Annotated in this window: 10 protein-coding genes and 2 tRNA genes; 2 read left to right on the plus strand and 10 right to left on the minus strand. The window is 60.2% G+C overall.

Features of this window, described 5'->3' with window-relative positions; all coding sequences use genetic code 11:
• Positions 1-244 precede the first annotated feature (244 nt).
• Complete coding sequence (locus B097_RS13100; protein ID WP_147287108.1) at positions 245-1,798, minus strand: thioester-forming surface-anchored protein; 1,554 nt, start codon at positions 1,796-1,798, stop codon at positions 245-247.
• A 220-nt stretch (positions 1,799-2,018) separates the two neighbouring features.
• A complete protein-coding gene (gene gluQRS, locus B097_RS0104080) occupies positions 2,019-2,954 on the minus strand; it encodes a tRNA glutamyl-Q(34) synthetase GluQRS (protein WP_026254294.1) in 936 nt (311 codons plus the stop codon).
• Between the two features lie 38 nt (positions 2,955-2,992).
• On the opposite strand from gluQRS, the gene B097_RS0104085 reads away from it, so the two are divergent.
• On the plus strand, positions 2,993-3,667 hold the full coding sequence (locus tag B097_RS0104085; protein WP_018581277.1) for a queuosine precursor transporter: 675 nt from the start codon (positions 2,993-2,995) through the stop codon (positions 3,665-3,667).
• Between the two features lie 3 nt (positions 3,668-3,670).
• Here B097_RS0104085 and tgt read toward each other — a convergent pair whose 3' ends face one another.
• The 6 genes from tgt to B097_RS0104115 all read right to left on the minus strand — a co-directional run bounded on the left by tgt (position 3,671) and on the right by B097_RS0104115 (position 8,892).
• On the minus strand, positions 3,671-4,969 hold the full coding sequence (gene tgt / locus B097_RS0104090; RefSeq protein ID WP_018581278.1) for a tRNA guanosine(34) transglycosylase Tgt: 1,299 nt from the start codon (positions 4,967-4,969) through the stop codon (positions 3,671-3,673).
• A complete protein-coding gene (locus tag B097_RS0104095; protein ID WP_018581279.1) occupies positions 4,962-7,415 on the minus strand; it encodes an MMPL family transporter in 2,454 nt (817 codons plus the stop codon). The genes tgt and B097_RS0104095 overlap by 8 nt, the downstream gene beginning before the upstream one ends.
• A gap of 105 nt (positions 7,416-7,520) precedes the next feature.
• Positions 7,521-7,608 (minus strand) — tRNA-Ser (locus B097_RS0104100).
• Positions 7,609-7,646: 38 nt separating this feature from the next.
• Entirely contained in the window at positions 7,647-7,859 is a 213-nt protein-coding gene (locus tag B097_RS0104105) for a CsbD family protein (protein WP_018581280.1), read from the minus strand.
• Positions 7,860-7,940: 81 nt separating this feature from the next.
• The gene (locus B097_RS0104110; protein WP_018581281.1) at positions 7,941-8,417 is read right to left on the minus strand and encodes a nucleoside deaminase; all 477 of its coding nucleotides are present in this window, start codon (positions 8,415-8,417) and stop codon (positions 7,941-7,943) included.
• Positions 8,404-8,892 (minus strand): tRNA adenosine deaminase-associated protein, encoded by a 489-nt coding sequence (locus B097_RS0104115; protein ID WP_018581282.1) that lies wholly within the window; start codon positions 8,890-8,892, stop codon positions 8,404-8,406. Before B097_RS0104115 ends, B097_RS0104110 begins: the two co-directional genes overlap by 14 nt.
• A 39-nt stretch (positions 8,893-8,931) precedes the next feature.
• Between B097_RS0104115 and B097_RS0104120 the strand changes: the two genes are divergently transcribed.
• Positions 8,932-9,960 carry a prephenate dehydrogenase gene (locus tag B097_RS0104120; protein WP_026254295.1) on the plus strand — a complete coding sequence of 343 codons (1,029 nt, stop codon included), beginning with the start codon at positions 8,932-8,934 and terminating at the stop codon, positions 9,958-9,960.
• Between the two features lie 225 nt (positions 9,961-10,185).
• Here the strand turns inward: B097_RS0104120 and B097_RS0104125 are convergent.
• Positions 10,186-10,258, minus strand: a tRNA-Arg gene (locus B097_RS0104125).
• Positions 10,259-10,383: 125 nt separating this feature from the next.
• Positions 10,384-11,783: SLC13 family permease (locus B097_RS0104130; protein WP_018581284.1), on the minus strand; the 1,400-nt coding region annotated here is incomplete at its 5' end.

The following is an 11,783-nucleotide window of genomic DNA, read 5'->3' on the forward strand; positions in this document are numbered from 1 at the left end:
GGCGAGTTCGTACCATCAGCAGTGCGCATATAGGCCTTGGAAAAATCTCTTCCGATAGACCCGTGGAGTGCCTCGCGGCCGGGTTAAGGGGTTAAGTAAAGAAATGTGTGTCTTTGCGGCGTGTCACCGGTGGACACACTTTTTCTGCTTAACCCTTCTTCACTTCGCCTGACAATGCGAAAAGGCACGGACCCGGAAAAGTTCCGAAGCCCATGCCTGAATTTTCGCCATCTAGCGCGTAGCTTTACCGCGAACCGCCATCAAAATCCTCGTAGGAGGGAGAGTCCTCTTCGGAGCCCTCGTCAATTTCACTCGAACCAGAAGAGCCAATCTGGCCCTCGACACCGCAGATGTCCCACTCCGCCTGTGTAGCTCCTAGGCCGATCGCGACCAGTAGGCCACCGACGATTCCAGAACCGAGGGCCGGGTCGATCTTGTTCAGCTGTTGGTTGATGGCAGCGATTTGCCCCTCGATCTCGCCAACCCAACTTGGCTTATCAACGGAGCTGCCGCCGACGCCAAAGTCTGGGAAGTTCTTGCCGAACCCTGCGTTGAATTTACCGAGAAGTGCATCGATGTGCGGTCCGAAGACACCGCTCAGTTGACCGCCTACTGCGATAAGCAGGCCAAGCGGGATAAGCCATGCCACTGGGTTCGTGACACTCGAAGTGGAGTCCTCGCACTTCGCAAGGAAGGACGAACCTACAGGGTTAGCCGAGTCACCCTCGGTGCTACTGCCATCCGAGCCGCTGCTTCCCAAGGAGCCGTCGCCGGAGCCACTGCTACCCAGGCTGCCATCAGCCGAATCGCTGCTGCCACCCTCGGTACCGCTGCCATCCGAGCCGCTGCTCTCACCAGCACCGCTGCTGCCCAAGGAACCGCCTACGGAGCCGCTGCTGCCAAGGATGCCGTCAATCAATTTTTCGCTGCTGCCCAAGCCGCTATCGCCCGAGCCGCTGCTACCGCCAGCCGTGTTGCTTCCGCCAATGATGCTGCTTCCGCCAACGGCAACGCTGCCGCTTTCGATGCTGCTGCTATCCGAGCCGCTCTCGCCACCCTCTACTGGCTCGGGCTTTTCGAGCTCCTCGCCGGTCTCGCTATCAACGCGAAAGGTGGAAAGAAGGTTCTGCAGCTTCTTGTCTACGGATACGTACATCTCCAGCGCCAAGTTCTCTGGGGTCGTTGCACGCTCAGACTCCGCGGACTCCGACTGGACCAGAATATTGAACACCTTGCGCATTTCCGCGGTGAAGGAACGGCTGGACCCTGCGCCCACGGCAGAATCTGTGTAGTACCAGATCGCGTGCTGAGTAACGCTGTAGAACTGAGCGTCCGTCAGGCCGTAGCGCTCCTGCAGGCCCAACACGTCGGTCGGGTAGCCAGTCTCCAATACCTCGAGGACATTGTCCTCTAGCGACTTTTCACCGAGCAGCTTCGGCTTAGTCTTAGACAAAGGATTGTCTGCCGAATTCTCGAAGACTTCCCCGGTAGCGATGGTCTTGGTGGCGGTGAATACGCCTTCCTCCGCCCACTTCTCGCTATCCATCGGGTACTTTTTCTGCCGGTTATAGCAGTAGACCACGGTACCGTCGGCCCGGACGATAGGCTGATTCTCATCAAGCCACATCATCACCGTGTTGTCCGCGGTTTTCTCATACTCTAGCGCATAACGCTGCGCTTCTTGCGCGCCAACGGCCGGTGCGTGCAGCGCCGAGGCGATCATGGCGAGCACGGTCATGATCACAGTCACGGTCGTGCGGCCACTCCTCCTCGCCGGTGCGGTGGAAGTAATCTCCACGATATTACCTTTCTCTCACAGGGATGAACCCTAAAACTTCACTCGAAATGCCCACTCATTCCCCTTAAGTGAACCTGAGGAAAGTCTAACGATACCTTAGGTTTTCGTCTAGTTTTCACATCCGACGAGAGCGCCAACAACCATCAAGAAACAGCATTTACCCACGTCACAGGAACCCTAGACACAGAAAGGTGAGGCCACCCCCAAACGGAGGTTTTAATTAGCTATCCACCCCAGACCATGTAACCGGACGACGCGGGAAAGAATCAAGGCTAAACCTGTCGGCGACCTCTTGCATCGACTGGGCCCCAGGCACCCCCACTGACGCACCAATCCACTCGATGACAGCCCCCACACCAGCACCCTGATCCTCGCAGAGTTCACGCAGTGTCACCGCGCCGTCACGCTTCGCTAGGCGCTGCCCCTCAGAATTCAGCACTAACGGCACATGAGCATAAGTGACCTGCGGTAGTCCCAACACGTGCGCTAGGTAGCCCTGCGCGGGTGCTTGCATCAGCAGGTCATCACCACGAACCACCTGGTCAACATGCTGAAAACCGTCATCGACCACGACGGCTAAGTTATAGGCCCAGTCGTGGCTCTGGTTCTGGTTCCCTCCACGTTTGACGATGACATCGTCGATACGCGAAGTGATCTCCCCAGCGAACTCGTCGTGTACCGTCCACGTGTCCACCTCCGCGCGCAGACGCAACGCAGGAACGCGGCCCTGGGCCGATAGTTCGGCACGACGCTGCGCGCGTTGCTCGTCGGACAGCGCCCTGCACGTGCCTGGGTACATGCCATGCGGAACGTGCGGTGCGGAAGCGGCCTCGCGGATCTCCTTGCGGGAGCAATAGCACTCGTAAATCAGCCCGCGCGTTGACAAAGTGTCCAAGGCTTCCTGGTAGGCGGCGAAACGGTCGGACTGGAAGAGGACCTCCCCGTCAAAGGTGAGGCCAAGCACCTCAAGGTCCTCGATCTGCCGGTAAGCGGACTCCATCGACGAACGCTCAGTATCAATGTCCTCGATGCGCAGCACACACCGCCGGCCGCTCAAGCGGGCGAAAAGCCACGCGAGCGTTGCCGTGCGTAGGTTGCCAATATGGAGGTCCCCGCTTGGCGATGGGGCGTATCGTCCGGCAGCAGTGGAGGTCATACCCCAACGTTAACGCAGGACTGTGCCAGAATGACAGCATGAACGACATCAAGTACGTGACGCGCTCCCCCTACCCAGTAGTGGTGGCCATGTTCGTGGCCGTGTTCCTGATCTCCAACATCACCGCTTCCAAAGGCGTGGAGATCGGCCCGCTGATCACCGACGGCGCCTTCTTCCTCTTCCCACTCTCCTATGTCTTAGGCGACGTGTTGGCCGAGGTCTACGGGTTTAAGGCTTCGCGCCGGGCGATTTTCACAGGCTTTGCGACGACGATCCTCGCCGTCATCGCTTTCTATATAGCAATCTGGCTGCCCGCAGCCGATTTCTACCCGCACCAAGAAGAATTTTCTCTAATCCTGGGCCTGGTCCCCCAGATTGTGGTGGCGTCGCTGGCGGGCTACCTCGTCGGCCAGCTGCTCAACGCGTGGGTGCTGGTGAAGATGAAGGAGAAGCTGGGCGCGGACAACATGTGGGCGCGCCTCATCGGCTCCACGGCTGTCGGCGAGCTCGGCGACACCCTCATTTTCTGCACCATCGCCGCGTCTGTCATCGGCATTGCCACGGCGGGCGACTTCCTGAACTACGTGATCGTCGGCTTTGTCTGGAAGACGTTGCTGGAGGTTCTGCTCCTGCCCATCACATACGCGGTGATCGCGTGGGTGCGCAAGCGGGAAAACGTGGCCCAGGAAGAACTGGTCTGCACCCCGGCGTAGCAGCTAGCGTTTCGAGTGGTAGTAGCGGCCCAGGAAGTGGTCCCGGTACTCCTCGAAACGCCCCTGGTGGATCGATTCGCGAATATTGTCCACCAGGCGAATCATGAATTCCAGGTTGTGCATCGTACACAAGGTGCCAGCCAGGAATTCTTTCGCTTTCAACAGGTGGTGGATGTAAGCCCGCGAGTAATTTTCTGAGACGTACCCGCCGAACTCCTCGTCGACACCCGTGAAATCGCGCTTAAACCGCGCCCCGGTCAGGTTGAGGCGCCCATCCAAGGTATAGACCCCGCCGCGGCGGCCCAGGCGCGTCGGCGCAACACAATCAAACGTGTCCGCGCCCGCTTCCACCGCCAGGAAAATATCGTCCGGTTCCGAAATTCCCAGCATGTGGCGTGGCTTCTCATCCGGCAGCTCGTCGGTGACCCAGCCCACGATCGTGCCCAGATTCTCCTTCTCGAGCGCGCCACCGATGCCGAAGCCACCGAAACCGCGCTTACCCTCGGCGCGCGCGTTGCGGTCCAGCTCCAGCAGGCCACGCGTCGCGTGACGACGAAGATCCTCATACTGTGCACCCTGCACAACACCCCACAGCGACTGCTTCGGGCGGTGCGGGCGCTCACGCGTGAGCCTGGTGTGCTCGTCGATGCAGCGCTGCGCCCACCTGCGGGTCCGCTCCACCGATTCCTCCTGGTACTCGCGCGTATCGACGAGGGTCGTCAGCTCATCGAACGCAAACATGATATCCGCGCCAAGACCGTGCTGGATCTGCATCGAAAACTCAGGGGTAAAACGGTGCGAGGAGCCATCGATGAAGCTCTTAAAGTTCACGCCGTCGTCGTCGACATGAGCCATGCGCTCCTTATCCTTCGCGCGGATGTCCTCGCGGGTGAGGTTAGCGGTATCCATGGCCAGCACCTTCTTGAAACCCACGCCCAGGCTCATCACCTGGAAACCGCCGGAATCTGTGTAGGTGGGCCCATGCCAGTTCGTGAACTGGGCAAGGCCGCCGGCCTCGTCGACGATGTCGTGGCCGGGCTGCAGGTAGAGGTGATAGGCGTTGGACAAGATCGCCTGGGCACCGGTGTTGCGGATCTGCTCGGGCGTGAGCGTCTTCACCGTCGCTTTGGTGGCCACCGGGATGAATGCCGGGGTCTGGATATCGCCGTGCGGAGTGTGGATCATGCCGGCGCGGCCGTTGCGGCCGGGGCGCTGCTCTAGGCGAGCCCCGAGGGTGAATGAGAGATCGTCGTGCTGGGTTTCATCCTGGGCCGGCGTGGGCGCGGTGGGGTGCTCAGTCATAGTTGACCAGTGTAGACGGGTGACTGTCCTCCTCGGAGTCTGACTGCGCCTCTGCCTGCTTCTGCTCAAGCTTTGCTTCGTACTCGTGCTCCAGAGCCTCGCCCTCGACGTCGAAGTTGGGCAGGATCTTGTCCAGCCAGCCGGGGATCCACCAGGTGGCCCGGCCCATGAGGAACATGGTGGCGGGGACGAGTCCCATGCGGATGAAGAAGGCGTCGAAAAGAATGCCCACACCCAGTGAGAAGCCGAAGATCTGGATGAACGGTAGCGGCTGGTCGATGAAGGCCACGAAGACCACGATCATGATCACGGCCGCGGCAGTGACCACGCGCGCGCCTTGGACAAAACCTTCCACGGTGGATTCCTCGACGGCGGCGATCACGCCCTTCTCGTAGTCTCGGCCACCGCGTTTGGTGTATTGCTCCTTCATGCGGGTAACCAAGAAGACTTGGTAGTCCATCGCCAGCCCGAAGGTGACGCCGATGAGGAAGATCGGCATGAAGGACAGCAGCGGTGCCGGAGTATTCACCAGGCCCCACAGGCCCTCCTGCCAGACCAACACGGTCACGCCGAAGGCAGCGCCCACGGAGAGCAGGAAGCCTAGGCCTGCGACCACAGGCACCATGATGGAGCGGAACACCAACAGCAGCAGGATGATCGCCAGGCCCACCACGACTGCGAGGTAGAGCGGCATCGCACCCTCCAGCTCCTCGGTGATGTCCATCTGGACGGCGGTCAGGCCGGTCAGGCCAATCTCAACGCCTGTAGCATCAGTGACCTGCTCGCTTTGGGAACGCAGCGCCTCCGCCACAGAGACCGTGTGCTGATCATCCGGGCCGGTGGTTGGGGTGACCAGGATCTGGGCGGCAGTCATGTCGTCGTTCGCGTCGATCAGCTGGGCGTGCTTCACCCCGTTGACCGTCTTCATCTCGCCCACCGTGTAGATGAAGGAGCTCATCGCGGCCGCCTCGACCGGCTCAACGTCCTCCATCGCGGCCATGTACGGCTGCAGGACGGGTGCTTCAGGGTTGACGTTGTGCGCGTCGACGATCACCAAGAAGGGGGCGTTCACGCCTTCGCCGAAACCTTCGGCCATAAGGTCTGCGGATTTACGCTGGGTGGTGTCCTTGTTACTGGTGGAGTCCGACGGCAGCGACAGCTCCATGTTTAGCACTGGGGCCGACAAAGCGCCGAGGAGCAGCACGACAACGGCCATCACCAGCGCCGGGAAACGGCGCACGAAGTTGATCCACTTGCGGCCCAGGGAGTTCTTGTTCAGGTCCTTGCCCGCAGTCTTACCGCGGCGCGGGTTGCCTGCCACGCCGGGGATCTTCACCCCGAAGGCACGATCGCCCCAGATGCCCAGGAAGGCCGGCGTCAATGTTAGGGACACCAGCACGGCAATCAGCACCGTAGCGGCGGCGGCCAGGCCCATCCACGTCAAAAATTCGATCCGGGCGATCGCCAGCGCCACCAGGGCCACGAACACTGTAAATCCGGCGAACACCACCGATGAGCCGGCGGTGCCCACCGCCATACCGGCAGCTTCGGGCCCTGGCATGCGCTGCCTTTCTTGCCGGTAGCGCGACAAAATAAACAGCGAGTAGTCGATGCCCACTGCCAGGCCAATCATGACGGCCAGCACTGGGGTGACTTCGTTGAGCTCCACCCAGTGGGTGGTCATCACGATCAAAAGCACGCCAATGCCAACGCCGATCACGGCTGTAATCACCGGCATCGAGGCGGCAACGAGGGAACCAAAGGTGAAGATCAAGACGAAAAACGCCACGATAAGACCGATGATCTCACTGGTGGTCTTGATCTCAATCGGGTCGCCAAAACCGGCACCGCCGGCTTCTACCTGCAAGCCCTGGTCGCGGCCGATCTCCATGGCTTCGGTGACGATGTCGCGATCGGACTGCTCAACGGTGTAGTTGGACTCCGCGTCGAAATTGAACGTGGTGTAGCCGATGGTCTCATCGTCGGAAAGCATCGCGACGTTCGCGGCGTCCTGGCGCGCGGTCTCCTCCGGCAGGCCCATCTCCGTTTCCATCTCGACGATGGCCTCACTCATGGCGGGCGACACATCCACGGGGTTGCCGAAGCGCTCCGTGCCCTTCATCTCAAGGTTGTCTTCGAGGTAGCCGATGACATCGTCGACGGCCGCGGAATTCTGCGGATCGGTCAGCCTCTCCCCCTCGGGCGCCTTGAACACAAGGTTCACCCCGGGCGCTGTCACCGGGTTGGTCTGGTCGGGGAAGTTATCCGAAAGGTTCTCAAGTGCCTCGATCGATGGCGTGCCCGAGATCGAGAAGTTCGAGGTGAAAGGCTTCGCCAAGCTCAAACCTGCGGCGGCGACACCGACGAGCAGAAGTAACCAGGCAATAACTAGACGCCATTTTTGCTTGTACGACCAGCGACCTAGCCGGAAGAGAAGTTTGGCCACGGAGTTTTCAACTTCCTCACTTGGTATGTCTTTTTGCTGACACCCCATCTTAGGGGATAAATGGAAGAAAGCCCCCGACCTGCAGGTCAGAGGCTTTCAACTATTTGGCGGTAGTGGCGGGATTTGAACCCGCGGTGGTTTTACCCACATTCGATTTCGAGTCGAACACCTTCGGCCGCTCGGACACACTACCGTCAAGTAGATTAACGGTTCAGTGCCCAAGTAACCAAATTACTTGTTGTCCTTGTCGTCCTGGAAGGAACCAATAACCTTGTTAGCTGCGTCCTTGACCTTGTCGCCAGCCTCAGAAACCTTGTCCTTCAGGTCAGCCTTGGTCTGGTCAGCCTTGCCTTCGTTCTTCACAGAATCGTTATCGGTAGCCTCGCCAAAACCTTCCTTGATCTTGCCGCCGGCCTTTTCAAACTGGTTATCAACATCAGCCATTTTGATCTCCTTTTCTACGTTTGTTCAATGTTATGTACCCCACCGTACATAATTAAAGATCAACGCATGATAACGATTTAGTTACCGCATGCTGTCAAAGAAATCGGTCAAGAGTGCGGCGCACTCGTCGGCACGCACCCCCGCCCGCACTTGCACCTGGTGTAACTGCTGCACATCGCGCATCACGTCCACGGTCGAACCCACAGCGCCCGTCCGCGGCTCCCACGCCCCAAACACCACACTGTCCACCCTGGCACCGATAATCGCGCCGGCACACATCGTGCACGGCTCCAGCGTGACCACAAGCTCACAGCCGTCCAACCGCCACGTGCCCAGGGCTTCAGCGGCGGCCCGGATCGCTTCTACCTCAGCGTGCGCCGTGGGGTCATTGTTCGCTTCACGACGATTAACCCCGGTAGCTATCTCTCTGCCATCGGGGGAGAAAATGACGGCACCCACGGGCACGTCGCGTTCTGGGGTGCTACGGGCAACTTCGAGGGCGCGCGCCATGCGGTCGTCGGCACGGCGCTGCGGCTGGGAAAGTTTAGAGTGCCACATCAAGTTGGTCGGCGATCCCGAGTTCCTCGGCGATGCGCTCAATGATCTCTGAGGGGTCCGAATCCTGATCGTCGACAAGCACGCTCAGCAGCTCCTCGGACACGCCCAAATCATCGAGGATGTCGAAATCACCATCCGCCCAGCCGTCGATGTCATCGAGCTCGTCCGGATCCAGGTCCGGGATATCGATGCCCAACTCATCGCAAATATCGGCGGCATAATCATCGTCAACGGCCATCGTCACATCCGACAACAGCGCATGGACGCGGTCCGGGCCGGGGCGCACGATGACAAGATACTCTTCCTCAACGTTGAGCAACGCCAACGCGGCACCCTCGCTGCGCAAATTACGCACCGTATCCACGGCATGAGAAAAGCGGGTGAACGTGTCTTTGAAAGAACGCACGTTCCACGAACCATCCACCCACGAAACAGTGACGGCGAATCCATCCGGGTAGCCCGTTGAAGTATCCATGTCTAGTGAGACTAGTCGGTTTATGACATCATTGTCACTGTGAGTTCTCGACCTGTATCCAGTCCCATCTGCATTGTGGGCCTCGGCCTGATCGGCGGTTCGCTCATGCGCGACCTGGTCAAGGCCAAGCACACCGTATTCGGCTATAACCGCTCCGTATCAGGCACCCGCTCAGCCGTCAAAGAAGGCTTCGAAGTTTCCGACAACCTCGAGGAAGTTCTGCAACGCGCTGAAGAAGTTGCCGCCACAATCGTCATCGCCGTGCCCATGCACGCCGTCGCCGAAGTCCTCGACGCCATCGTCGAACACGCCCCAACGTGCGGTATTACCGACGTGGTCAGCGTCAAGAAACCTGTCTACGACCTTGTTCGCGAACGCGGCCTAGAAAACCGCTACGTGGGCGGCCACCCCATGGCCGGCACCGAAAAGTCCGGTTGGGGCAGCTCCCTCGAAGGCCTGTTCACCGGTGCCGCGTGGGTGGTCACCTACGACTACGCGCTCGAATGCGAAGAGCAGGGCACCCCGGTACCTTCTGAGTGGATCTCTCTGTTCACCGATGTCGTCCAGATCATCCTGGGCGCGAAAGCGGAGGCCATCCCGGTATCCGTGCGCAAACACGACGAGGCCGTGGGGCGCGTCTCCCACCTGCCACACGTGGTGGCGGAGGCTCTGTCGATCGTCGGCGATAACGGCGGTACTCTGGCGCAGTCGCTGGCGGCGGGCTCCTTCAAGGATGCCACCCGCGTGGCCGGAACCGCGCCCGAGCTGGTGCGCGCCATGTGCGAGACCAACGCCAAGGCCCTCGTGTACTCGCTGGATGAGATGATCGGGATCCTGCAGGAGGCACGTGACAACCTCGACTCCGACGAGCCAAACATCACTGAGCTTGTCGATGCCGGCCACCGCGCCCACACCCGCCTGGAGGCCCGTTCAGGGGCTCGTCGTGAGTCCGTGTCCCCGGTGAAGATCTCCTCGCGCCCTGTGATGCGCCTGCACCCGGGTGGCCCTGGGTGGGTGCGCCAGCTGGTCCAGGCAGAGGATCTGGGCGGGCGGATCGAGATCTTCTAGGGCTGGTTTCCTGCCCGCTGTGACTCCACACCGCAAAGTGTTGGAGCTGGAATGTTGGAACAGGGGCGTTTCGGCGCCCCAGGCCTTGAAAACCGCCCAGTTCCAACAGTTTAGGTTCAGCAGTTTGCAAAACGGGGTGGCGCCCCACAGCCGCCCGCAGCACCAGAAAGAAAAATCTCGCGACACCGCTTGGTTTATCCAAGCAATGTCGCGAGATTTTGTTTGTGCGCCCGGAGGGATTCGAACCCCCAACCTTCTGATCCGTAGTCAGATGCTCTATCCGTTGAGCTACGGGCGCTAACCGCCACCAGCCGTGCTGGCAACGAGTTGTAACTTTACACCCACTTCCATAGAACGCAAAAACGGCTGGTCAGGCCAGCCGTTCACGCGCAGTTTACCGGGGTGCCACAGATTAGAACCTGGCTAGAATGTCAGCCCGAATACCGGCACCGCGATGAAGTAGGTAGCCAGGGTGATAAGAACAACCGCGATGAGGTTGAGCCAGATACCACCCTTGATCATGTCGCCAATGCGGACGTAACCGGAACCGAATGCGATCGCGTTCGGCGGCGTTGCCACTGGCAGCATGAACGCACACGTTGCGGACAGGGCGACTGGGATGGTCAGCAGCAGCACGTTCATGTCGTTGCCGTCGCCAGTCAGACCGATACCCACGGCCACGCCACCCATGATCGGCAGGAAGGTTGCGGCGGTTGCGGTGTTGGAGGTGAACTCGGTGAGCACCAAGACCAACAGTGCCACGGCGCCGATCAGCAGGAAGATTGGCAGGACCTCCAGGGCCTTCGCCTGCTCACCAATCCACAGCGACAGGCCGGTGGCTGTGAACATGGAGGACAGGGAGAGGCCACCGCCGAAGAGCAGCAGCACGTCCCATGGAACTTCGTTGGCGGTCTTCCAGTCGAGGACGCGCACGCCGGTCTTAGGATCGGCAGGTAGGGTGAACATCAGCAAGCCAGCGATGATGCCGACGATGGCGTCGTTGTAAGGGAAGTCTGGCGCGAAACTGTCCACTACCAGCGGGATGACAACCCAGGAAACTGCTGCGACAACGAAGATAATCGTGGCGATGATCTGCGGCGGGGTCCATGGGCCCATCTTCTTGATCTCTTCGCGGATCAGTTCCTTGCCGCCTGGGATCTCGTCCATTTCCGGCTTGAACACGGTCACCAATACCAGCCACGCAATAATGGTGAAGACCAGCGCCACGGGCACGCCGACCATCATCCACTGGCCAAAGCCGATGGTGATGTCGTGTGCTTCCTTCATGTAGCCAGCCAGCAGGGCATTCGGCGGGGTGCCGATCAGGGTACCGAGGGAGCCGATCGACGCCGCATAAGCGATGGCCAGCATCAGGCCGGTTGCGAACTTCTTCTGGTAGCGCCAGCCGCCCACGGTGTCCGCGGTCAAAGACAGCACGGAAATACCGATCGGCAGCATCACGACCGCGGTCGCGGTGTTGGAGACCCACATGGACATGAAACCGGTGGCCAGCATGAAGCCCAAGACCAGGCGCTTCGGCGAGGTACCCACCAGAAGAACAACACCCAGCGCAATACGACGGTGCACGTTCCAGCGCTGCAGACCAAGGGCTAGCAGGAAGCCACCCAGGAAGAGGAAGATTGTGGAGGACGCATAAGGCGAACCCACATCAGAAAATGATGCCACCCCAGCGAGCGGGAAGACGGCAATCGGGATCAGGGCCGTCGCAGCCAGCGGGATCGCTTCCGTCATCCACCACACGGCCATCCACACGGTGGTGGCCAGCACGATGCGCATGGCCTGGTGGCTGTATTCAGCCTCTG

Origin of the sequence: Corynebacterium pilosum DSM 20521 = CIP 103422, assembly GCF_000373805.1 — a bacterium.
GTDB classification, from domain to species: domain Bacteria; phylum Actinomycetota; class Actinomycetes; order Mycobacteriales; family Mycobacteriaceae; genus Corynebacterium; species Corynebacterium pilosum.

Coding starts and splice junctions, on each gene's coding strand:
- gluQRS (WP_026254294.1), bottom strand. CDS start 2,954: ATGACCTCCACTGCTGCCGGACGATACGCCCCATCGCCAAGCGGGGAC.
- B097_RS0104085 (WP_018581277.1), top strand. CDS start 2,993: ATGAACGACATCAAGTACGTGACGCGCTCCCCCTACCCAGTAGTGGTG.
- tgt (WP_018581278.1), bottom strand. CDS start 4,969: ATGACTGAGCACCCCACCGCGCCCACGCCGGCCCAGGATGAAACCCAG.
- B097_RS0104105 (WP_018581280.1), bottom strand. CDS start 7,859: ATGGCTGATGTTGATAACCAGTTTGAAAAGGCCGGCGGCAAGATCAAG.
- B097_RS0104110 (WP_018581281.1), bottom strand. CDS start 8,417: ATGTGGCACTCTAAACTTTCCCAGCCGCAGCGCCGTGCCGACGACCGC.
- B097_RS0104115 (WP_018581282.1), bottom strand. CDS start 8,892: ATGGATACTTCAACGGGCTACCCGGATGGATTCGCCGTCACTGTTTCG.